Annotated in this window: 19 protein-coding genes and 1 tRNA gene; 11 read left to right on the top strand and 9 right to left on the bottom strand. The window is 62.7% G+C overall.

Translation table 11 applies throughout. The annotated features are described in order from the left end of the window. Positions 1–22 precede the first annotated feature (22 nt). Both NKJ35_RS01360 and NKJ35_RS01355 read right to left on the bottom strand, forming a co-directional pair. Positions 23–193, bottom strand: a complete 171-nt coding sequence (locus NKJ35_RS01360) for a hypothetical protein (RefSeq protein ID WP_254816217.1) — start codon at positions 191–193, stop codon at positions 23–25. Positions 194–396: 203 nt separating this feature from the next. Beyond that, entirely contained in the window at positions 397–726 is a 330-nt protein-coding gene (locus NKJ35_RS01355; protein ID WP_352644453.1) for a DUF3592 domain-containing protein, read from the bottom strand. Between the two features lie 523 nt (positions 727–1,249). On the opposite strand from NKJ35_RS01355, the gene NKJ35_RS01350 reads away from it, so the two are divergent. Continuing rightward, the gene (locus NKJ35_RS01350; RefSeq protein WP_352644452.1) at positions 1,250–1,867 is read left to right on the top strand and encodes a LysE family translocator; all 618 of its coding nucleotides are present in this window, start codon (positions 1,250–1,252) and stop codon (positions 1,865–1,867) included. Between the two features lie 35 nt (positions 1,868–1,902). Here the strand turns inward: NKJ35_RS01350 and NKJ35_RS01345 are convergent. Further along, positions 1,903–1,978, bottom strand: a tRNA-Thr gene (locus NKJ35_RS01345). A gap of 341 nt (positions 1,979–2,319) precedes the next feature. Between NKJ35_RS01345 and NKJ35_RS01340 the strand changes: the two genes are divergently transcribed. Then, a complete protein-coding gene (locus NKJ35_RS01340; protein WP_352644451.1) occupies positions 2,320–3,471 on the top strand; it encodes a hypothetical protein in 1,152 nt (383 codons plus the stop codon). A 102-nt stretch (positions 3,472–3,573) separates the two neighbouring features. On the opposite strand, the gene NKJ35_RS01335 is transcribed toward NKJ35_RS01340, so the two are convergent. Then, positions 3,574–5,175 (bottom strand): cisplatin damage response ATP-dependent DNA ligase, encoded by a 1,602-nt coding sequence (locus tag NKJ35_RS01335; RefSeq protein WP_352644449.1) that lies wholly within the window; start codon positions 5,173–5,175, stop codon positions 3,574–3,576. Between the two features lie 238 nt (positions 5,176–5,413). Continuing rightward, a complete protein-coding gene (locus tag NKJ35_RS01330) occupies positions 5,414–6,424 on the bottom strand; it encodes a ligase-associated DNA damage response exonuclease (RefSeq protein WP_352644447.1) in 1,011 nt (336 codons plus the stop codon). Between the two features lie 108 nt (positions 6,425–6,532). Here NKJ35_RS01330 and NKJ35_RS01325 point away from each other — a divergent pair, with 108 nt between their 5' ends. Together NKJ35_RS01325 and NKJ35_RS01320 are read left to right on the top strand one after the other, a co-directional pair. Further along, positions 6,533–7,477, top strand: a complete 945-nt coding sequence (locus NKJ35_RS01325; RefSeq protein WP_352644445.1) for a methyltransferase domain-containing protein — start codon at positions 6,533–6,535, stop codon at positions 7,475–7,477. A gap of 55 nt (positions 7,478–7,532) precedes the next feature. Then, positions 7,533–7,889 carry a hypothetical protein gene (locus NKJ35_RS01320; RefSeq protein ID WP_352506111.1) on the top strand — a complete coding sequence of 119 codons (357 nt, stop codon included), beginning with the start codon at positions 7,533–7,535 and terminating at the stop codon, positions 7,887–7,889. A gap of 7 nt (positions 7,890–7,896) precedes the next feature. Here NKJ35_RS01320 and NKJ35_RS01315 read toward each other — a convergent pair whose 3' ends face one another. After that, a complete protein-coding gene (locus NKJ35_RS01315; protein ID WP_352644444.1) occupies positions 7,897–8,760 on the bottom strand; it encodes a prephenate dehydratase in 864 nt (287 codons plus the stop codon). A gap of 33 nt (positions 8,761–8,793) precedes the next feature. Beyond that, positions 8,794–9,522 (bottom strand): 3-deoxy-manno-octulosonate cytidylyltransferase, encoded by a 729-nt coding sequence (locus tag NKJ35_RS01310; RefSeq protein ID WP_023676856.1) that lies wholly within the window; start codon positions 9,520–9,522, stop codon positions 8,794–8,796. A 192-nt stretch (positions 9,523–9,714) separates the two neighbouring features. Between NKJ35_RS01310 and NKJ35_RS01305 the strand changes: the two genes are divergently transcribed. The 7 genes from NKJ35_RS01305 to NKJ35_RS01275 all read left to right on the top strand — a co-directional run bounded on the left by NKJ35_RS01305 (position 9,715) and on the right by NKJ35_RS01275 (position 19,219). After that, positions 9,715–10,368, top strand: a complete 654-nt coding sequence (locus tag NKJ35_RS01305) for a c-type cytochrome (protein ID WP_352476004.1) — start codon at positions 9,715–9,717, stop codon at positions 10,366–10,368. A 173-nt stretch (positions 10,369–10,541) separates the two neighbouring features. Then, positions 10,542–12,425, top strand: a complete 1,884-nt coding sequence (locus tag NKJ35_RS01300) for an extracellular solute-binding protein (RefSeq protein WP_352644443.1) — start codon at positions 10,542–10,544, stop codon at positions 12,423–12,425. Continuing rightward, positions 12,425–14,293, top strand: coding sequence for an extracellular solute-binding protein (locus tag NKJ35_RS01295; RefSeq protein WP_352644442.1), 1,869 nt, complete (start codon positions 12,425–12,427; stop codon positions 14,291–14,293). The genes NKJ35_RS01300 and NKJ35_RS01295 overlap by 1 nt, the downstream gene beginning before the upstream one ends. Positions 14,294–14,323: 30 nt before the next feature. Next, positions 14,324–15,418: a microcin C ABC transporter permease YejB gene (locus tag NKJ35_RS01290; RefSeq protein WP_254816205.1), complete on the top strand. Its 1,095-nt coding sequence runs from the start codon at positions 14,324–14,326 to the stop codon at positions 15,416–15,418. Beyond that, positions 15,418–16,557 carry an ABC transporter permease gene (locus NKJ35_RS01285; RefSeq protein WP_254816204.1) on the top strand — a complete coding sequence of 380 codons (1,140 nt, stop codon included), beginning with the start codon at positions 15,418–15,420 and terminating at the stop codon, positions 16,555–16,557. Before NKJ35_RS01290 ends, NKJ35_RS01285 begins: the two co-directional genes overlap by 1 nt. Further along, positions 16,554–18,182: an ABC transporter ATP-binding protein gene (locus tag NKJ35_RS01280; protein WP_352644441.1), complete on the top strand. Its 1,629-nt coding sequence runs from the start codon at positions 16,554–16,556 to the stop codon at positions 18,180–18,182. Before NKJ35_RS01285 ends, NKJ35_RS01280 begins: the two co-directional genes overlap by 4 nt. Positions 18,183–18,277: 95 nt before the next feature. After that, a complete protein-coding gene (locus NKJ35_RS01275; RefSeq protein WP_352644440.1) occupies positions 18,278–19,219 on the top strand; it encodes a 2-hydroxyacid dehydrogenase in 942 nt (313 codons plus the stop codon). 25 nt (positions 19,220–19,244) lie between these two features. Here NKJ35_RS01275 and NKJ35_RS01270 read toward each other — a convergent pair whose 3' ends face one another. Together NKJ35_RS01270 and nudC are read right to left on the bottom strand one after the other, a co-directional pair. Further along, complete coding sequence (locus tag NKJ35_RS01270; protein WP_254816201.1) at positions 19,245–19,547, bottom strand: Dabb family protein; 303 nt, start codon at positions 19,545–19,547, stop codon at positions 19,245–19,247. A 25-nt stretch (positions 19,548–19,572) separates the two neighbouring features. After that, a complete protein-coding gene (gene nudC / locus NKJ35_RS01265) occupies positions 19,573–20,514 on the bottom strand; it encodes an NAD(+) diphosphatase (RefSeq protein WP_352644439.1) in 942 nt (313 codons plus the stop codon). Positions 20,515–20,535: the final 21 nt, after the last annotated feature.

The raw sequence follows: 20,535 nt of genomic DNA, 5'->3' as shown, positions 1-20,535 counted from the left end.
GCACGTTCGACCCGGCTGTAACTCAGTCTGTCGTCCATGTCGCCTTCGACGCGGCAGTCTGCACGGCAATTCTCAGGCCAATGATCTCAGCGATCGCCGCCTCCAGCACCAGGACGATCGTTTCCTTTGCCACATCATCGAGATTTTCGGCGACATAGCTCAGGTCGCTTAGGACATCGTCTTCCTTTTCCATTTTTCTCCTCTGTTGAACTTTAGGCCAGAACTAAAAATGGGTGGCGGCACCGATTTGCATGCCTGCCGCTCCGTGTAGGCTTCTGCTCGCAGTGTGGATGAACCTCCCAACACCACGACGCCTTCACGGTCCGGGGGAGAAGGCGGGCAACGGCGGCGGTGCTGGGAACCGCCGCCGGCGTCCCCTTCCTTGCCGACAGACTCCTACGAAAACAGTACGCATTCATCCGGTTTTCTTGGATTTACCTTTATGAGCACAGTGTCTCCGACATGTTTATTGGTCGTCTCTTTTCTATAAAAATTCCTAGCTACTGAATCGTATTTCTTGCCATGGAACAAGTAACTCACTCTTATATTATACGCGACAGGATCAGGAGCCGCAGTCAATCTATCTACAACCCTGGACTCAACCACCGGCCAAGCTGTCGCCTTCGCCGCAAGCCTATTCTCCTGAATAGTTGCAAGCACAAAAACAATGACCGTAATTATAAAGCCCACGAATACAAAAATAAAACCAGCATGATAGCTATCCATTCTTTCTCACGCTGACCTTTCCTAGAAGAGATTAACATTACCTAGAAAGATGCTTTTTATGATCATTTAGCTTCTCATCATACCCCGCCCTACGGCGCCACTGTTGCGTCCTCGCTGCTCGGCAAGCTCATACCACAAACCGCATGGAAATCCTCCTGCGCCTGCGCGGCGAGCCGTGGCTGCTGACGGGCACTCATCCGCTGGAACCGCACCAGACTGGATATTGATCCCAGCCCGTTCTGTCGGGATGGGACAGGCTCTGGGTAGTTCCCGCAGCAACATTTCCCCGAAAACTGGGAAATCGTCCGCCTAAAAATGGGTGGCCGGCACCGATTTGCATGCCCGCCGCTGCGCGTAGGCTTCTGCTCGCAGCGTGGATGAACCTCCCAACACCACGACGCCGTCACGATCCGGGGAGAAGGTGGGCAACGGCGGCGGTGCGGGAAACCGCCGCTGGCGTCCGGCCGCTAGGCGCCGAGAATTCCTCGCCGCCCTGTGATCGACGCAACAAACGGGGGCTGCAATGTCGAATTCGCTTCTTCTGTCGACCGCCATGCTGCAATTCCTGGCGGCATATACGGTGATCATGATCGCCAGGCCCTATTGGACTCGCGACCGGCAGCCTTGCCTCCCTGCACGGCTTTGGCAGGACGATCCGCTCGTGGCCGGGATTGGCGCCGGAACCGCCGTGCTGGCGATCCTGGTGGCGTTCGGCGCCGTTCACCTTTCCGGGTCGCTGTCGGTGCCGGCGGTCAAGATCGCCGGTGCGGCGGCCCTTGGCTGGATGGCCCAGCGCATCGCCAGAACGGCGCCGCCGGCCATCGGCGAAGCGCCTCGGCAGGCCGGATTGTTTGCCGGAGGTTTTCTCATCAGCATTCTCTCACCTGAAACCGCCGCCTTCTTCGCCGTCGCCTTCATGGGACTGATGCTGCCGATCCGGACCTCGAACGAGGTGCTGATGGTCGCGGCCATCGTCGCCATCATCGACATAGGCTGGTACGGATTTCTGGCCGTCGCGCTTTCGCGTCCGCTCGTGCGCGCTGCCGCGATGCGGCATCATCGCGTCATCTGCCGGGCGGCGGGGATCGTGCTGGCAATGCTCGCCCTCGTCTCGGCAGCATCAGCTTTTCCACTCGGCTGAGCGCTGGTTGAAGCAGGCGTGCGGGATAGGTCGTTTGGTGCCGCTTGCGTGACTCGAACACGCGACCCCATCATTACGAATGATGTGCTCTACCAACTGAGCTAAAGCGGCCCGGGAAGCCGTGCTTCCAAGATGGGCTGGGTGATAGACGCAACCGGCCGCGAATTCAAGATGGCTGCCGCGAATTCAGGACGAGCAATTCGTCTCCGTCCCAGGCTGGGCACAAGGGCAGCTGCCGCGCCGATGCTACGCCGTATCGGCAGGCCGCCCGTCCGTCACGTCGGGGCCGTGACGGAAAAGTCAGCGAAAAAGGTTGATTTCTTTACCGAAAACCGCCGAAATGAGCTTTGTATCCCTCGGCAAGGCAGAATGCAGCCGCTCGCTTGTTGATTGATTGGTCGCCTGCGGCTAACGATCATGACAATGTGAGTGAAATTGCAGAGGGAATTCGTTTGGACGCGATCGAAAAAGCGATCCGCAACGCCTTCGAGAAAGGCAATGCCGACGACCGGGCGTTTCGCGAGCGGGTCTACCGATCGGCTTTCGCGGCACTCGACCGCGCCCTGCAGGCCAATCCAAACGTCACCGTGGAAGTCGCCATCAAGCGCCGCAAGGCGGTCCAGGCGAAGATCACCGAAATCGAATCGGAATTCCTGCCGGCGGTTGCCGACGTCGCCGCGCCGACCGACAGTTTGGAGGCAGCACCGGAGGTGGAGCCTCCGGCCGAAGCCGAAGCCGAGCCCGCGCCGTCGCCCGATGTCGTCGTTGACGGTCCGCCGCAGTCGCCCGAATCCGATGCGCCCCGGTCGCGCGTCCTGCCGGTCGTCCCCGACATAATGCCCGATGCGCCTGTTCCCGAGGCGCCGGTGATCGACATGGGGGCCTCGGCTCCGATCGAAGCCGAAACCGACGACGCGGAAGTGACGCCCGACCGCGACGACCAGCGGGCGAGGCGGCGGCGCCTGCCTTTGACCGCGATCTTCTTCGGCGTGACGCTGCTCGCAGCCGCCGGCATCGGCCTTTATTTCGCCAACCAGACCGGCGTCTTCAAATCGGCGACCGAGCTCGACACGGCGCCGCCGGAAGCGCCGCCAACGGTCGACGGCGATGATTTCACGCCGGACGACACCGCTTCGCCGCCAAAGCAGGGCGAGGCGGACCAGGCGCGCGACTGGATCAACGTGTTTTCGCCGGGTGACCCGACGCAGGTCAATGCACCGTCGGACGCCAAGGCCGACGTTATCCAGGACGAAAGCGGTTCCTTCCTGCGCATCCGCTCGGGTGCATCCGGTTCGGCCATCAGCTTCGACGTCGGGCAAGGCGTGCTGGAAAAACTCGCCGGCAAGCATGCCACATTCGACATCATCGCGCGCTCCGAGGAGGGCCAGGAGACGCAGATTTCCGTCGATTGCAATTTCGGCGAACTCGGCGACTGCGGCCGCAAGCGCTATGCCGTCGGTCGCGAGCGCAATGAATATCTGTTCGACGTGCGCTTTCCCGACAAGCGTCCGGGTGCTGCCGGCACCATCGCCATCAATTCCGACTTCGACAAGCAGGGCAAGTCGGTCGACATCTACGAGATTCGCGTCTCGGTCGTTCCGTAAAGCACGTCGCGTTCGGACCGGCCTCATGCGACGCAGTTTAGGTTCTTGTTTTGATGCATGTCGTTACCGCAAAACCGCTGCACACTTTTTGCGCGACATGCATTAACTATCGAGCAGCGCCTGCAGCGTCTCGATGCGGTCGGCTTCCGCGGCCGGCTTGTCCCAGCGCAGCCGCGAAATGCGCGGAAAGCGCATGGCGACGCCGGATTTGTGCCGCGTCGAACGGTTAAGCCCTTCGAACGCCACCTCCAGCACCAGGCCCTGTCTGCGGTCGGCCCGTACCGAGCGCACCGGGCCAAAGCGCTCAATTGTATTGTCGCGGACATATTTGTCGATTTGCCTCAGTTCCTCGTCGGTGAAGCCGAAATAGGCTTTTCCCACCGGCACCAGCTCCTCCGATCCCTCCGGCCCGGACCAGACGCCGAATGTGTAGTCGGAATAGAAGCTCGAGCGTTTGCCGTGGCCGCGCTGGGCGTACATCAGCACGGCGTCGACCGTGTGCGGATCGCGCTTCCATTTGAACCACGGCCCCTTCGGCCGCCCGGCCACATAGGGCGAATCCCAGCGCTTCAGCATGACGCCTTCGATGACCGGATGCAGCGGCTTGCGGCGCAATTCCTCCAGCGCCTGCCAGGTGGTGAATTCGACCAGCGGCGACAGATCGAAGCGACTCGGATCGAGTGTCCTCACGAAGGCCTCGAGCCGGCCGCGTCGTTGGCGGAAGGGCAATCCCCGCACATCCTCGTCACCAATCTGCAGCGCATCGTAGCAGCGCATGAAGGCGGGGTATTGCTGCTGGATCTTGGGTGACACGCTCTTGCGGTTCAGCCGCTGCTGCAGGTCCGAGAACGTGCCCGTCGCCTGCCTGGGGTCACCGACCAGAAGCTCGCCGTCGAGGGCGCCTGAAAAATCCATCGCCTCGGCAAGATCCGGAAAGGCGCCGGAGACATCGTCACCGGTGCGCGAATAGAGCCGGCGAATGCCGCCTTCGCAAACCGCCTGGACGCGGATGCCGTCCCATTTCCATTCGGCCGCGTAGTCGGCCGGGTCGAGCTTTTCGAGGTCGCCGTCGCCGACGGCGTTCGACAGCATCACTGGCCTAAACAGCGCCAGCGCCGTCTTCCTGGGTTTTTCCGCCTTGCCCTCCAGCCAGGCGAACAGAGCCGCATAAGGCGGCGTCAGCCCGTGCCAGAGTTCCTCGATCTCGGCGATATCGACCTTGCCGAAATCGGCCAGCGCCTGCTTGGCGAGCCGCGCCGAAACACCGATGCGCAGGCCGCCGGTGACCAGCTTTATGATGGCAAAGCGCGCGGACGTGCTGGCGCTGTCGAGCAGCCGGGCCAGCACCTGTGGCCCGTCGGAACGGCTTGCCGCCTGCAGCTTGGCCACCACCTCGGCCAGCGTCGGCGCGTGGTTCGCAATATCGAGAGGCGATTGCGGCCAGACCAGCGACACGGTCTCGGCCAGGTCGCCGACATAGTCGTAGGAATAGCCGAACAGCACGGGATCCATGCGCTCGACCACCAGCGTGCGCAGCATTGCCGGCTTGACCGCGGCGATGGAAAGATCGCCGGTAATGGCCGCCAGCGCCAGCCCGCGATCCGGATCCTCGACGCTGCGGAAATAGTCGGTCAAAAGCGTCAGCTTGCCGTTGCGCGAAGGCGTCAGCACCAGCCGGTCGAGAAGCTCGGCGAAGCGGTTCATGGGAGGGGCGCCAAGGGGGGAAGTTTGCGATCCTTCGCGCCCCCCTCTGTCCTGCCGGACATCTCCCCCACGAGGGGGGAGATCGGATGTCGCGACTGGTTTCGCCAATCTCGAACGTCGCTGGAATGAGCGCGGCGGCGAAGAAGCCAATCTCCCCCCTTGTGGGGGAGATGGCCGGCAGGCCAGAGGGGGGTGTGAAGGATCGCGGCGCCCGCGATTGGTGGTTCAACAATTGCCATCAATCGCCCTCGTCCTCGTAGCCGACGAGATGCAGCGGCCTGGCGGCGATGCCTTCGAGTTCGCACCAGCGCACCAGCGCCTCCTCGCGGCCATGCGTCACCCAGATTTCTTCCGCGCCGGTCTCCTTGATCGTCGTTGTCAGCTCGTCCCAGTCGGAGTGATCGGAGATGATCAGCGGCAGCTCGACGCCGCCCTGCTTGGCGCGCTGGCGGATGCGCATCCAGCCTGAGGCGAAGCACGACATCGGATCGGGAAAACGCCGCGCCCAGCGATCGGCGAAGGCGGATGGCGGGCCGATGACGATGGCGCCGGCAAAGTCGCTTTTTTGGCCGGTCTCGACGGTCGCCGGTTCCAACGTGCCGAGATCGATGCCCTGGCTCTGGTAATATTCGCTGAGCTTGGCCAGCGCACCATGGATGTAGATCGGCTTTTCGTAGCCGACATCGCGCAGCAGCCGCATGACACGCTGCGCCTTGCCCAGCGCATAAGCGCCGACCAGATGCGTGCGCTCGGGGAACTGTTCGGTCGATTTCAGCAGCCGGGCGATCTCTTCGGAATCGGGCGGATGGTGAAACACCGGCAGGCCGAACGTCGCCTCGGTGATGAAGACGTCGCAGTTGAGCGGCTCGAACGGCTCGCAGGTCGCGTCGTTCTGGCGTTTATAGTCGCCGGACGCGACGATGCATGTGCCCTGATGCGCGACCTTGATCTGCGCCGAGCCCAGCACATGGCCGGCCGGGTGAAAGCTGACGGCCACACCGCCAAGCGCAATCGTCTCGCCGAGCACGGCGGCTTGCGTCGTTCCGGCAAAACCTTCGCCGTAACGCAGCCCCATAATATCGAGCGTCTGCTGCGTCGCCATTACCGAGCGGTGGCCGGAGCGGGCATGGTCGGAATGGCCATGCGTGATCAGCGCCCGGTTGACCGGCCGCACCGGGTCGATGAAGAAATCGCCGGGCGGGCAATACAGCCCTTCCGGCCGGGGATGAAGCAGGTCGCTGGCGCGCATGGCCCCAAGATAGGCGCTAATTCCGGCGCGGGAAGCCTGTTGTAAGTCACTGCTGACTCCAGCATAGAGCGCAAGCCGGCTGCAAACACCCGGCGGAATTCGATCACGATGAAACCGCTCCAGACCTCGTCCGGCGATTTGACCGCCGACCGCCGCGCCGACTATGCCGAAATGCTCTATGCATCCGGCGATCATGCGGCAGCCGCGGAATTGCTGCTCGGCGCGCTCGAACTGGCGCCGCAATGGCCAGCCGGCTGGTTCCGCCTCGGCGAGATGCAGGAAGCGGCGGGCGCGCCCGATCGTGCCGCGCAGGCCTGGACGACGGCACTGCGGCTCGACCCGGCGGACAGGCTCGGCGCGGTGCTCAAGCTGCAATTGATCGGCAGGGCAGCGGCGGCCCAGGCGCCGCCCAGCGCCTTTGTCGAGACGCTTTACGACCACTATGCCGAAAGCTTCGAGGGTGAGCTGGTCGACAGGCTCGGCTACCGTCTGCCCGAATGCCTCGACCGCGCCATCCGGGCAGCACGGCCGGGCCGGTTTTCGCTGGCGCTCGATCTCGGCTGCGGTACCGGCCTGATGGGCCAGAAGCTGCGGCCGATCGCCGATCGGCTGGAGGGTTACGACATCTCGGCCGGCATGCTGCGGCAGGCGCGCGCCAAAGGCCGCTACGATCTGCTCGTCAAGACGGACCTGCAGGATTTTTGCTATTCTGGCCCGAAAGCCGATCTGGTGACGGCGGCCGATGTGTTCATCTATGTCGGCGCACTCGACAGGGTGGTGAACAAGATTGCCGGAATGCTTGCCGGCGGCGGTCTGTTTGCGTTCTCTGTCGAGACGCTCCCGGGCGGAGAATCGTCTGACCGCGCCGATTTCGCCCTGCAGCCGTCGCGCCGCTACGCGCATTCGCGAGGCTATATAGAGCGGGTTCTGGATGCCGACGGCTTTTCGATCCTGTCGCTGCAGGCAACGATCATCCGGCAGGATCGCCGCGAACCGGTCGAAGGGCTGGCCGTAGTGGCAAGCTTGCTTTCCGGCAGCGTAAAATCTGGCTAAGACTTCTGCCGCTGCGCATGAGAAGCCGCAGCGGCGAAAGACAAGGAGCACGTTCATGCGCTGGAACATGACGGTCTTGGCATCTTGCCTGGCGATGGCTGGCTGCGTCGGCAATTCGATGTCCGAACGGCAGGACGAAAACGTCCAGTCCTCGCTGCTGTATGACAAGGTGCCTTGCGATCAATTGCTGGCGCAACGAAACGGCCTGGCGCAGCAATATCATCTGCCGGTGGACGCCAAGCCGTCCTTCTCCAACCCGGCGACGGGCTTTGGCCCGTTCACGCCGGATATCCGCTCAAAAGCCAAGCGCGACGCCGACCAGGCAAGCGGCAAGATCGACGCCATGAACCGGTCGATTGCCCGCCGCGAATGCGGCAAGCCGGCCAAAAAGAACAAGCTCGGCCTGACCTGACCGGATCCTAATCCGCCACCTTCCACTGCTCGCGCGAGGCGCTGGCGGGATAGACGCCGAGAATGCGCATTTCGCGCGAGAAAAAGCGCAACTCGTCGAGTGCCAGCTTCACCAGCGGATCGTCGGGATGGCCCTCTATGTCGGCGTAGAACAGCGTCGCTGTAAACGCGCCGAGCTGGTAGCTTTCCAGCTTGGTCATGTTGATGCCGTTGGTGGCAAACCCGCCCATCGCCTTGTAGAGCGCCGCCGGCACGTTTCGGACGCGGAAGATGAAGGTCGTCATCATCTTGGCGTCGGCCGAGGGACGTTCGGCCCATTGCTTGTTCTTGGTCAGCACCACGAAGCGGGTGACGTTGCTGTCGGTGTCCTCGACATTCTCCTCGATGATTTCGAGTCCGTAGAGGGTCGAGGCCAGCGCCGGCGCCAGCGCGGCCATGGTGCGGTCCTTCATCGCGGCGACCATCTTGGCGGCGCCCGCGGTATCGCCGGCAACCGCCGCCTTCCAACCGTTCTTGCGGATGTATTTGCGGCATTGGCCGAGCGCGTGGATGTGGCTGTGCACGGTCCTGATCTCGTCGCGCCTGACGCCCGGCAGCACCATCAGCTGGAAGTGGATCGGCAGAAAGTATTCGCCGATGATGTGCAGCTTCGATTCCGGCAAGAGGTGATGGATGTCGGCGACGCGGCCGGCAATGGTGTTCTCGATCGGGATCATGGCCAGATCGGCCTTGCCGGTCTCGACGGCGTTGAAGGCGTCCTCGAAGGTCGGGCACGGCAACGGCTCCATCGAAGGGAACATGTTGCGGCAGGCGGTGTCGGAATTGGCGCCCGGCTCGCCCTGGAAGGATATTTTGTTGGTCTTTTCAGGCATGCGCGGAGTCTCGGGAATTGGGGGAAGAATTTCTTAGTTGGAAAGGAGCGCCCTGGCGCGTTCGAGATCGTCCGGCGTATCGACGCCAAGCGGCACCGACTGCACGATCTCCGCATCGATGCGCATGCCAGCCTCCAGCGCCCGCAACTGCTCGAGCCGCTCGCGGCGCTCCAGAGGCGACGGCCTTAGCGCAACGAAGCGTTCGAGTGCGGCGCGGCGATAGGCATAGAGGCCGATATGATGGTAGAGCGGGCCTTCGCCCCAAGGGGCGGTAGCGCGGGTGAAATAGAGCGCCCTGAGCCGCGTCGTCGAGAGTGGCGAGCCGACCAGCTTGACGACGTTCGGATTGGTCTTTTCCTCATCGCGGACGATCTCGACGCAGAGCGTGGCGATATCCACCGCCGCGTTCTCGAAAGGCTTCAGCGCGGCGCCGATAACAAGGGGGTCGATGGTCGGCAGATCGCCCTGCACATTGACGATGGTCTCGACGCTGTTGCCAGGGTCGAGAATGGTCAGCGCTTCGAAGATGCGGTCGGAACCGGTTTCGTGGTCCGCCCGCGTCATCACCGCCTCGAAACCATGCGCGCGCACCGCCTCCGCAACGCCTTGCGTATCGGTGGCGACGACCACCCGGCCGAGCCCCGCCTCGGCAGCACGGCGGGCGACGTGGACGATCATCGGAGTGCCGGCAATGTCGGCCAGCGGCTTGCCCGGCAGGCGGGTCGAGGCCATGCGGGCCGGGATCAGGATGAGCGTGGACATGAGGCGGGCAGGGGCTCGAAAAAGAGGGGGACAAAAGTGGCAAAAGGTCTCACTGGCAGCGCCCTTATAGGTGTTGCAACGCCGGAGCAAAAGACCTAGTTTCCGCGCGATTTGACCGCCTTGCAGGGTGGTTCACGATACCGACGGACGGAGTGGACGGATCGGTCCGCCGGAAAAGGGAGCCTGGGGCGTATGGATTCCAACGAAGTCAACAAGCTGCTCGCCGGTTTCCTCGGCACGGTGTTCATTGTCTTTTCCGTTGGCATCGTATCCGACGCGCTGTTTGCCTCGCCGACGCCGGAAAAGCCCGGCTTCGCCATCGAGGCGACCGAGCCCGCCGAAGGCGGCCCGGCCGCTCCCGCCGCGGAGGCCAAGCCGATCGCCGAGCTGCTGGCCACCGCCAACGCCGAAGCGGGTGCCGCCATCTTCAAGAAATGCCAGGCCTGCCACTCCGGCGAAAAAGGCGGCCCCAACAAGGTTGGCCCCGATCTGTGGGACATCATCGACCGTCCGGTCGCCGAGCATGAGGGCTTTGCCTATTCGGCCGGCATGAAGGAGTTCTCCAAGGGCGGCAGCGAGAAGTGGACCTACGACAATCTCAACCACTTCATCACCTCGCCGAAGAAGTTCGTGAAGGGCACGGCGATGGGCTTCGCCGGCCTGCCGAAGGATGAGGACCGCGCCAACGTCATCGCCTATCTGCGCACGCTGTCGGACAATCCGAAGCCACTGCCGGCCCCCGGCGCCTCGGCCGAGAACGCGCCCGCCAAGCCGGCCGAAGGTGCAGCCCCTGCCAAGCCGGCAGAAGGCGCCGCTCCGGCCGCTCCGGCCGCACCCGCAAAATAACAAAACTGTAATGACATAATCCTTGAAAAAGCCGGGTTCAGCCCGGCTTTTTCGTTTGGGAAAATGCATATGCGACGACAAAGCCACTCGGTTGCGGTTTTCAGCGCCGCCAAATGATCTAGATTGGGCCCAGACGCTATGGTGACGGCGCTATATCGCGAAGAGGAGAACGCATGACGGTTGGCCGAGCGCGGACGCTTCTGAAATCAGTGCTGATGCTGGCTGCTTTTGCCAGCGGCCTGCAGGTGGCCTTCGCGGACCAATGGCGCACGACCTCGTCGCTGATCGGCGAATCCAAATATGGCGACAATTTCCAGCACTACGATTACGTCAATCCGGATGCACCGAAGGGCGGCACGCTGAATTCGGTTGTGCTGGGCACGTTCGACAGCTTCAATCCCTACATCGTGCAGGGTTCGCCGGCCGCCGGCTTTGCACAGTTCGGCGGCGGCCTGCTCTACGACACGCTGATGGAGCAGGCGACCGACGAGGGCAGCACCAGCCATCCGCTGATCGCCGACGCCTATAAATATCCGGCCGACTATTCCTCGGCGACCTACCGGCTCGACCCGCGGGCCAAATGGCATGACGGCCAGCCGATCACCACGGACGACGTGATCTGGTCGTTCCAGGTACTGAAGGCCAACAGCCCGATGTACAGCCGCTATTTCGAAAACGTCACCGACGCCGTCGCCATCTCCGACCGCGAGGTCGAGTTCCACTTCAGTCAGAAAGGCAACCGGGAGCTACCGAAGATCATCGGCGACCTCGTCGTGTTGCCCAAGCACTGGTGGGAAGGCACGGACGCCAGTGGCAAGAAACGCGACGTCACCAAATCGACATTGGAGCCGCCGCTGGGATCGGCCGCCTACAAGATCGCCAGCTTCAAGCCGGGGTCCGAAATCATCTGGCAGCGCGTACCCGATTACTGGGCGGCCAAGCTGCCCGTAAAAATCGGCCGCGAGAATTTCGACAGGCAGCGTTTCAGCTATTTTCTGGACGACAACGCCGCCTGGCAGGCCTTTACCAAGGGCGGCTTGGACGACATCAAGCCGGAGAACAGTTCGAGGCGCTGGAACACATTCTATGATTTTCCGGCAGTCAAGGCCGGCGACGTCATCAAGAAGGAATTCAAGACCGCGTCGCCCGAACCGATGCAGGCCTTCATGCTCAACACCAGGCGCCCGCTGTTCCAAGATCGCCTGGTGCGCGCCGCGCTGATGTACCCGTTCGACTTCGAGACGATGAACCGGACCCTGTTCTTTGGTTCCAACACCCGCACCAGCAGCTATTTCCAGGGCACGGAACTGGCGTCGAGCGGCCTGCCGCAAGGCAAGGAACTGGAGATCCTGGAGCAGTACCGCGACAAGCTGCCGCCCGAAGTCTTCACCCAGGAATTCAAGCTGCCGGTCTACGACACGCCGCAGGCGGAGCGCAAATACCTGAAGACCGCGGTCGATCTGTTCGCCAAGGCCGGCTGGGTGATCAAGGGCGGCAAGATGGTCAACGCCAAGACCGGCGAACCGTTCAAATTCGAGATCCTCGGTTGGAACGACACCGACCAGGTCATCGCCAGCCCATATATCGCCAATCTGCGCAAGATCGGCGTCGACGCGACGCTGCGCCTGATCGACCAGACCCAGTATATCAACCGCGTCAAGCATTTCGATTACGACGTCATCATATGGCAACTCGGCCAGTCGGACTCTCCCGGCAACGAACAGCGCGACTTCTGGAGCTCCAAGGCCGCCGATTCGCCGGGATCGCGCAATTACGCCGGCATCAAGAATCCGGTCGTCGATGCGCTGGTCGATCGGATCATTTATGCCACCGACCGCGACGATCTCGTTGCCGCCACCCATGCGCTCGACCGGGTGCTGTTGTGGAATTTCTACGTCGTGCCGCAATATTACCGCGCCGTGGTCTGGCTCGCCTACTGGAACAAGTTCGGTATGCCGGAAAAGCAGCCCGCCTATAGCGGCGTCGACCAGAATTCCTGGTGGATCGACCCGGCCAAGGAAAAGGCGCTGGCGGCCAAATACAAGAGCGGCAATTGATGGCGGCGCTGCCCCGTCGCGACTTCCTCGCCCTGGGCGGTGCCGCCGCGGCCGCAGCGCTGCTGCCCGGCCGGGCTTTCGCGGCCATTCCAACCGGCGTGAAACTGCACGGGTTGTCGGCCTTCGGCGATCTCAAATACGGGCCGGATTTCACGCATTTCGACTATGTCAATCCGGACGCTCCCAAGGGCGGCCGGATGAATTTCGCCCCGCCGAACTCCACTCTCAATCAGAGCTTCCTGACTTTCAACACACTGAACTCACTGGTGTTGAAGGGGGATTCGCCGCCGCGCACCGAGCTCTGCTTCGATTCGCTGATGGCAAGGGCAGTCGACGAACCGGATGCGGTCTACGGCCTGCTTGCCGAATCCGTTACCTTGTCGCAGGATCGCAATGGCTACCGCTTCAGCCTGCGGCCACAAGCGCGCTTCCATGACGGGTCGCCGCTGACCGCCGACGACATTGCCTTCGCCTTGAACCTCTACAAAGACCGGGGACATCCGAACCTTTCCCAAGCGCTGCGGCACATGACGGAAGCGGTCGCAATCGATCCGCTTACAGTCAACCTTACCTTCAACGGCCAACAGTCCGCGCAGAATATCCTCGCGATCGTCGTAATGCCGATCGTGTCGAAAGCTTTCTACACCGCCAATGATTTCGACGCCTCGACGTTGATCCCACCGCTCAGCTCCGGACCGTACAGGGTGGGACGGGTTGTGGCCGGGCAGACCGTCGAATATGAACGCGTCGCCGACTATTGGGGCCGCGACCTGGCCGTGAACCGCGGCAGTTATAATTTCGACCGCATCCGTATCGATTTCTACCTTGATCGCCAGGCGGCGTTTGAAGCGTTCAAGAAAGGTGACACGCATTTTCGCGAGGAGTTCACCTCGCGGGTATGGGCGACCGGCTACGACTTTCCGGCGCTGACGGATGGCAGGATCGTCAAACGCGAATTTCCCGGCGAGAAAACGCCATCCATGCAGGCTGTCGCGCTGAACCAGCGCCGTCCGCAGTTCCGCGACATTCGCGTGAGACGGGCGATCGCCTATTGCTTCGACTTCGAATGGACCAGGCGGGTTCTGTTTTTCGACTCCTACGAGCGTTCGCAATCGAACTTCGAGCGATCGGATTACAAGGCCAAGGGCCTGCCCTCACCCAAGGAGTTGGCCCTGCTGGAGCCGTTTCGAGCCGAGTTGCCGCCGGAGACCTTCGGCGAACCGGTGATGCAACCCGTCTCCGACGGTTCCGGGCACGACCGTAAGCTGCTGCGCGAGGCTTCGAGGCTGCTTGCCGAAGGCGGCTGGAAGCGAGCGGGCAATTTCGTCCTCAACGACAAAGGCGAGCGCCTGCGCGTGGAAATGCTTGCCGAGGACGAGGGTCTCGTTCGTATTTTCGCGCCGTGGTCCGAGAATATGAAGGCGATCGGCATCGACGCTTCGATCCGGCAGGTCGACTCGACGCAATTTGAAGCGCGGCAGAGCAATTTCGACTTCGACTTCAACATGCTCGCATGGTCGATCGGAGCGACGCCCACCGCCGACGGTTTGGAGATTCTCTATGCTTCCCGAATGGCGAAAACGCCGGGGATGCGCAACTATCCGGGTACGGAAAGCAAAGCCATCGACGCGCTGATCGAGGCAGCCGGCAAGGCGCAGAGCCGGATCGAACTCGTCACCGCGCTCAACGCGCTCGATCGGGTCTTGCGCGCGCGGCTAGACTGGATTCCAACATATCATCTGGCGAATCACCGAGCAGCCTTCTGGGACATGTTCGGCTTTCCCGCTCAAAAGCCGGATTACGACTTTCCGGTCGAGACGTCATGGTGGTTCGACAAAGACAAGGCGGCAAAGATTGGCAAAGGCTGAGATTTTTGCACAAGCGAGGCAGGGAACCTGATGGGCGCCTATATACTGCGCCGCATCCTGTTGATGATCCCGACCCTGTTCGGCATCATGGCGGTATCCTTCGCCGTCATCCAGTTCGCGCCGGGCGGGCCGGTCGAGCAGGTCATCGCCAGGCTGACCAACCAGGGCGGCAGCGATCGCCTCGGCGGCGGCGGGGGTGATGCCGGCGGCGCCAATTTCGATGTCGCCGGCGACGTCGGCTCGAAATACCGCGGCGCGCAAGGGCTCGACCCGGAATTCATCAAGAAGCTGGAGAAGCAGTTCGGTTTCGACAAGCCGCCGCTCGAGCGCTTCGGCATGATGCTGTGGAACTATCTCCGCTTCGATTTCGGCGACAGCTATTTCCGCGACATCTCGGTGCTCGACCTGATCCTGGAAAAGATGCCGGTGTCGATCTCGATCGGACTGTGGATCACACTCTTGTCCTATCTGATCTCGATCCCGCTCGGCATCCGCAAGGCGGTCAAGGACGGCTCCACCTTCGACGTCTGGACCAGCGGCGTCGTCATTGTCGGTTACGCCATTCCGGGCTTCCTGTTCGGCATATTGCTGATGGTGCTGTTTGCCGGCGGCTCGTTCTGGGACTGGTTTCCGCTGCGCGGCCTCACCTCCGACAATTGGGACCAACTGTCCTGGCCGCAGCGGATCGTCGACTATTTCTGGCATATGACCCTGCCGCTGACGGCGCTGGTGCTGTCGGCCTTCGCCACGACGACGCTGTTGACCAAGAATTCCTTCCTCGAGGAAATCCGCAAGCAATATGTGGTCACAGCCCGCGCCAAGGGCCTGTCGGAGCGGCAGGTGCTTTATGGCCACGTCTTCCGCAACGCCATGCTGATCGTCATCGCCGGTTTCCCAGGTGCCTTCATCTCGGCATTCTTCACCGGGTCGCTGCTGATCGAGAACATCTTTTCGCTCGACGGCCTCGGCCTGCTTGGTTTCAACTCGGTGGTGCAGCGCGACTATCCGGTGGTCTTCGCCAATCTCTACATCTTCTCGCTGCTTGGCCTGTTCGTCGGGCTGCTGTCCGACCTGATCTATACCTGGGTCGATCCGCGCATCGACTTCGAGCGGAGAGACGTCTGATGGCGCAGGCGACAGCCGAAACGGCGCCGCCTCGGATCGCGCGGCCCTTTCTGTCGCCGCTCAACCAGCGGCGCCTGCAGAACTTCAAGTCCAACCGGCGCGGCTACTGGTCGTTGTGGATTTTCCTGTTCCTGTTCGTGCTGTCGCTGGTTTCCGAACTGATTGCCAACGACAAGCCGATCATCGCCTCCTACAAGGGCGAGATCCTGTTTCCGGTCCTGGTCGCCTATCCCGAGGAGAAGTTCGGCGGCTTCTATGCGGTCACCGACTACCGCGACCCGGTCATCCAGGACGAGATCAATGCCAATGGCTGGATGGTCTGGCCGCCGGTGCGCTACTCCTACCAGACCGTCAACAACGCCATTCCCGAAGCAGCACCGACAAAGCCGTCCTGGCTCTACGACAAGAAGACGCGCTGCAACCAGTATCCGAAAGGCGAAGCGGACCCCAATTGCAACGTCGGCAACTGGAACTGGCTGGGCACCGACGACCAGGCCCGCGACGTGCTGGCGCGCGTCATCTACGGCTTCAGGATATCGGTGCTGTTCGGTCTGATCCTGACCGCCGGCTCGGCGCTGATCGGCGTGGCGGCCGGCGCCTTGCAGGGCTATTTCGGCGGCTGGACCGACCTTCTGTTCCAGCGCTTTATCGAGATCTGGTCGGCGATCCCGGTGCTGTATCTGCTCTTGATCGTCGCCGCCATCCTGCCGCCCGGCTTCTTCATCCTGCTCGGATTGATGCTGCTGTTCTCCTGGGTGGCGCTGGTCGGCGTGGTGCGGGCCGAGTTCCTGCGCGCCCGCAATTTCGAATATGTCAATGCGGCGCGCGCGCTCGGCGTTCCCAACATCACCATCATGTTCCGGCATCTGCTGCCCAATGCCATGGTGGCGACGCTGACCTTTCTGCCCTTCCTGCTCAGCGGCTCGATCTCGACGCTGACCTCGCTCGACTATCTCGGCTTCGGCCTGCCGCCCGGCTCCGCCTCGCTGGGCGAACTGTTGAAGCAGGCGCAGCGCAACCTCAACGCCCCCTGGCTCGGCATTTCCGGCTTCGTCGTCATCTCGCTGATGCTGTCGCTGCTGGTCTTCGTCGGCGAGGCCACCCGCGACGCCTTCGATCCGCGCAAGACGTTCAGATGAGGGCCCCTCTCCTCTCGGTCCAGGATCTCAGCGTCGCCTTCACGCAAGGCGGCAGCCAGTCGATCGCCGTCGACCATATCTCCTTCGACCTCGCCAGGGGCGAGACGGTGGCGCTGGTCGGCGAATCCGGCTCCGGCAAGTCGGTCACCGCGCTGTCGGTGCTGAAGCTGCTGCCCTATCCGACCGCCAGCCACCCGTCGGGAAAGATCCTGTTCCTCGGCGCCGACCTGCTTGCCGCGGACGAGAGAGACTTGCGCCGCGTGCGCGGCAACAAGATCACCATGATCTTCCAGGAGCCGATGACCTCGCTCAACCCGCTGCACACGATCGAGCAGCAGATCGTCGAAGTGCTGAAGCTGCACCAGGGCCTGGGCGATCGCAACGCCAAGGCGCGCACGCTGGAACTTCTGCACGAGGTCGGCATCCGCGAACCGGAAAAACGGCTCGACGCCTATCCGCACCAGCTTTCCGGCGGCCAGCGTCAGCGCGTCATGATCGCCATGGCGCTCGCCAACGAGCCTGAACTGTTGATCGCCGACGAACCGACGACGGCGCTCGACGTCACCGTCCAGGCGCAGATCCTCGAATTGCTGGCCGGCCTGAAAAGCCGCAAGAACATGTCGATGCTGTTCATCACCCACGATCTCGGCATCGTCAGGAAGATCGCCGACCGGGTCTGCGTGATGACCAAGGGCAAGATCGTCGAGACCGGCCCGACCAAGGAGATATTCGCCAATCCGCAGCACGCCTACACGCGGCATCTGCTTGCCGCCGAGCCGAAAGGCAAGCCGCCGGCGGCCAACCAGGCCGCCAAGCCGGTGATGGTCGGCAAGGACGTCAAGGTCTGGTTTCCGATCAAGAAGGGCTTCTTCCGGCGCACCGTCGACAATGTGAAGGCGGTCGATGGCATCGACGTCACCGTGCGGGCCGGTCAGACGCTTGGCGTCGTCGGCGAATCCGGCTCAGGCAAGACGACACTCGGCCTGGCGCTGGCCAGGATGATCTCGTCGACGGGGACCATCCAGTTCAACGGACGCGGCATCGATCAGCTGTCCTTCAGCGAAATGCGGCCGTTGCGGCGCGAGTTGCAGATCGTCTTCCAGGATCCGTTCGGTTCGCTCAGTCCGCGCATGTCGGTCGCCGAGATCATCGAGGAAGGGTTGAAGATCCACGAGCCGAAACTGTCTCCTGATGCGCGCGACGAGCGTGTCGTCGACGTGCTGAAGGAAGTCGGCCTCGATCCGGCGACGCGCAATCGCTATCCGCACGAATTCTCCGGCGGCCAGCGCCAGCGCGTCGCCATCGCGCGCGCCATGGTGCTCAACCCGCGTTTCGTCATGCTGGACGAGCCGACCTCGGCACTCGACATGAGCGTGCAGGCGCAGGTCGTCGACCTCTTGCGCAGCCTGCAGGCCAAGCACGACCTCGCCTACCTCTTCATCAGCCACGATCTGAGGGTCATCCGCGCGCTCGCCAACGAAGTCATCGTCATGCGCAACGGCAGGATCGTCGAGGCCGGTCCTTCCGAACAGATTTTCGGCAACCCGCGGACCGACTATACAAAGGCGTTGATCTCGGCCGCCTTCAAGATCGAAACGGCGCCGGTCGGTATCGTCAGCGAGTAGATTTTCGCCAGAGATCATGCACAAAATCAAAACGCTGCCGCGCCCTTGCGAGTCCGGACGCGAACGCTGTTGGTAAAAGGGAAAAACAATCCGCAATGGAAAAAGGCCGCATCCTGCTTGCCCTCACCGGTATTCATCCGCTGCGCTGGCGCGAACTGCTGTCGGCGGAGCGCGAAGTGGTGCTCGAGCCGAATGGCGCCGGCGACCCCTCGATCACCTATGCGGTGGTGTGGAAACAGCGGCCGAACCTGTTGTCGTCGCTGCCCAATCTGCGGGCTATCTTCTCGATCGGCGCCGGCGTCGACCACATTTTCGCCGATCCCACCTTGCCCGACGTACCGGTCGTCAAGGTGGTGGCCGACAACCTTACCCAGTACATGACCGAATACGTCGTCTGGCGGGTGCTCGACCACCATCGCCAGGGCATGCTCTACCGCGTCCAGCAGCAGAAGAAGATCTGGCACGAACCGCAGCAGCGGCCGGCCGGCGACATCTCCGTCGGCATCATGGGGCTCGGCACGCTTGGCCGCGCGGCGGCGTCGGTGCTGTTGTCGCTCGGCTTTCCCGTTAATGGCTGGTCACGCAGCGACCGGCCGATGGAAGGTGTCTCGACTTACGCGGGCGAGGCCGGCCTGATCCCGTTCCTCAACGCCACCGATATCCTGGTGGTGCTGTTGCCGCTGACGCCACAGACGCACGGCATCATCAACCACGGCGTGCTGAAGGAGCTGCGCAAGCGCAATGGCCTCGGCGGCTCGGTGCTGATCAATGCCGGGCGCGGCAGGCTGCAGAAGGACGCCGACATTCTGCGCGCGCTGGATGACGGCACGCTGAAGGAAGCCAGCCTCGACGTGTTCGAGGTCGAGCCGCTGCCGAAGACCAGCCCGCTATGGAGCCACCCGAAAGTGTTCGTGACGCCGCATGCGGCGGCAACTTCCGATCCGGTCCACCTGGCGCCGATCATGCTGCGTCAGATGGACGCCTTCGAGCGCGGCGAAGCGCTGGAAAATGTGGTGGATCGCGACGCGGGGTATTGATTTTTTAGAGCGTCGCTTTCCAGTCTCAGCCCCAGCCGAGCGGCACGTAGTCGATCTCCATAAACGCCTCGACCTCCGGGATCCAGCGGTCGCGGACGAAGGCGACGTGGTCGGGATGGTCGTTGTAGCCGGAGTAAGCCCGCTGATCGGCGAACTCCATCGAGAAGCCGAAGCGATAGTCGTTCTTGGGGCTGACCTGCCGCAACTGCTCGAAATGCGTGACGCCCTTTATCGCCGTGAGGATCGTCTTGGCGTCGGCGAGGAACCTTTTTTCCTCAAGCGAATGCGGCGGGTGCTTTAGCGTGAACACGACGGTGTGACGGATCATTTTTTGCTCCTGCGATGTCTTCGTATCACGCGCTGTCGGCCCAGGCGCGGATGAGATTATAGGCGATCGCCCCCTTCGGCGGTGTCACCAGGCCGCCCGGATGCTCGCGGGCCAGCATCGAGAGCACCTCGTCGCGAAAGAACCAGCGGCAATCTTCCAGCTCGTTGAGGTCGGGGTGGATATCGTCGTTGAGCGGTTCGCCGAAGCAGCCGATCATCAGCGAATAGGGAAACGGCCAGGGCTGGCTGGCGTGGTAGACGACGCGGCCTAGCCGGATGCCGGCTTCCTCCAGCGTTTCGCGGCGCACCGCCGCCTCGATCGTCTCGCCCGGTTCGATGAAACCGGCGAGCGCCGAATACATGCCGGACCCGAAATGCCGGCCGCGGCCGAGCAGGCATTTTTCGCGCGTCGCCGTCAGCATGATCGCCACCGGGTCGGTGCGCGGAAAGTGCTCCGTGCCGCAGGCCGGGCAATGCCGCTTGTAACCGCCCGCCCGCATCTCAGCTTCGGTGCCGCACTTGCTGCAGAAGCGATGGCTGGCATGCCAGGCAAGCAGCGCCGCCCCTTGCGCCAGCGCGCCGGCGGCCGCTTCGTCGATCAGCCCCTGCATATAGACCGAGCGATAGTCGATGGCCTTGATCGTCTCGGGAAGCTGCTCGGGCTCGACTCCGGCCGGCACCGCCAGCACCGGGCCGCTTTCGGAAAAACCGAGCAGCACGCCGTTTTCGAGCGATGCTTCGAGCGGCCGGCATTCGGCCACGCCGAACCAGGGGTCGAATGCGCCTTGCGCAAGCTTCAGATAGAGCCGGCCGCCACGCATCAGCAAAAGCCGCGCCGAAGGATCGGCGAGCGCCTTTTCGACGGAATCGTCGGCGCGGTTTTCGGACTGCCGGTCGATAATGTTGCCGGCGAAGCCGACGAACTGGCTCGGCTCGCGCAAGGGCGCGTCAAACAGGCGAAAGCTCATGCAGACTCGGGAAGGTTCAAG

The organism is Mesorhizobium sp. M0136, assembly GCF_040322515.1.
Lineage (GTDB): Bacteria > Pseudomonadota > Alphaproteobacteria > Rhizobiales > Rhizobiaceae > Mesorhizobium.
The sequence above is the reverse complement of the archived record's forward strand: the minus strand, read 5'-3'. Positions and strand labels throughout refer to the sequence as shown.

Coding starts and splice junctions, on each gene's coding strand:
- NKJ35_RS01360 (WP_254816217.1), bottom strand. CDS start 193: ATGGAAAAGGAAGACGATGTCCTAAGCGACCTGAGCTATGTCGCCGAA.
- NKJ35_RS01355 (WP_352644453.1), bottom strand. CDS start 726: ATGGATAGCTATCATGCTGGTTTTATTTTTGTATTCGTGGGCTTTATA.
- NKJ35_RS01350 (WP_352644452.1), top strand. CDS start 1,250: ATGTCGAATTCGCTTCTTCTGTCGACCGCCATGCTGCAATTCCTGGCG.
- NKJ35_RS01335 (WP_352644449.1), bottom strand. CDS start 5,175: ATGAACCGCTTCGCCGAGCTTCTCGACCGGCTGGTGCTGACGCCTTCG.
- NKJ35_RS01330 (WP_352644447.1), bottom strand. CDS start 6,424: ATGCGCGCCAGCGACCTGCTTCATCCCCGGCCGGAAGGGCTGTATTGC.
- NKJ35_RS01325 (WP_352644445.1), top strand. CDS start 6,533: ATGAAACCGCTCCAGACCTCGTCCGGCGATTTGACCGCCGACCGCCGC.
- NKJ35_RS01320 (WP_352506111.1), top strand. CDS start 7,533: ATGCGCTGGAACATGACGGTCTTGGCATCTTGCCTGGCGATGGCTGGC.
- NKJ35_RS01315 (WP_352644444.1), bottom strand. CDS start 8,760: ATGCCTGAAAAGACCAACAAAATATCCTTCCAGGGCGAGCCGGGCGCC.
- NKJ35_RS01310 (WP_023676856.1), bottom strand. CDS start 9,522: ATGTCCACGCTCATCCTGATCCCGGCCCGCATGGCCTCGACCCGCCTG.
- NKJ35_RS01305 (WP_352476004.1), top strand. CDS start 9,715: ATGGATTCCAACGAAGTCAACAAGCTGCTCGCCGGTTTCCTCGGCACG.
- NKJ35_RS01300 (WP_352644443.1), top strand. CDS start 10,542: ATGACGGTTGGCCGAGCGCGGACGCTTCTGAAATCAGTGCTGATGCTG.
- NKJ35_RS01295 (WP_352644442.1), top strand. CDS start 12,425: ATGGCGGCGCTGCCCCGTCGCGACTTCCTCGCCCTGGGCGGTGCCGCC.
- NKJ35_RS01290 (WP_254816205.1), top strand. CDS start 14,324: ATGGGCGCCTATATACTGCGCCGCATCCTGTTGATGATCCCGACCCTG.
- NKJ35_RS01285 (WP_254816204.1), top strand. CDS start 15,418: ATGGCGCAGGCGACAGCCGAAACGGCGCCGCCTCGGATCGCGCGGCCC.
- NKJ35_RS01280 (WP_352644441.1), top strand. CDS start 16,554: ATGAGGGCCCCTCTCCTCTCGGTCCAGGATCTCAGCGTCGCCTTCACG.
- NKJ35_RS01275 (WP_352644440.1), top strand. CDS start 18,278: ATGGAAAAAGGCCGCATCCTGCTTGCCCTCACCGGTATTCATCCGCTG.
- NKJ35_RS01270 (WP_254816201.1), bottom strand. CDS start 19,547: ATGATCCGTCACACCGTCGTGTTCACGCTAAAGCACCCGCCGCATTCG.
- nudC (WP_352644439.1), bottom strand. CDS start 20,514: ATGAGCTTTCGCCTGTTTGACGCGCCCTTGCGCGAGCCGAGCCAGTTC.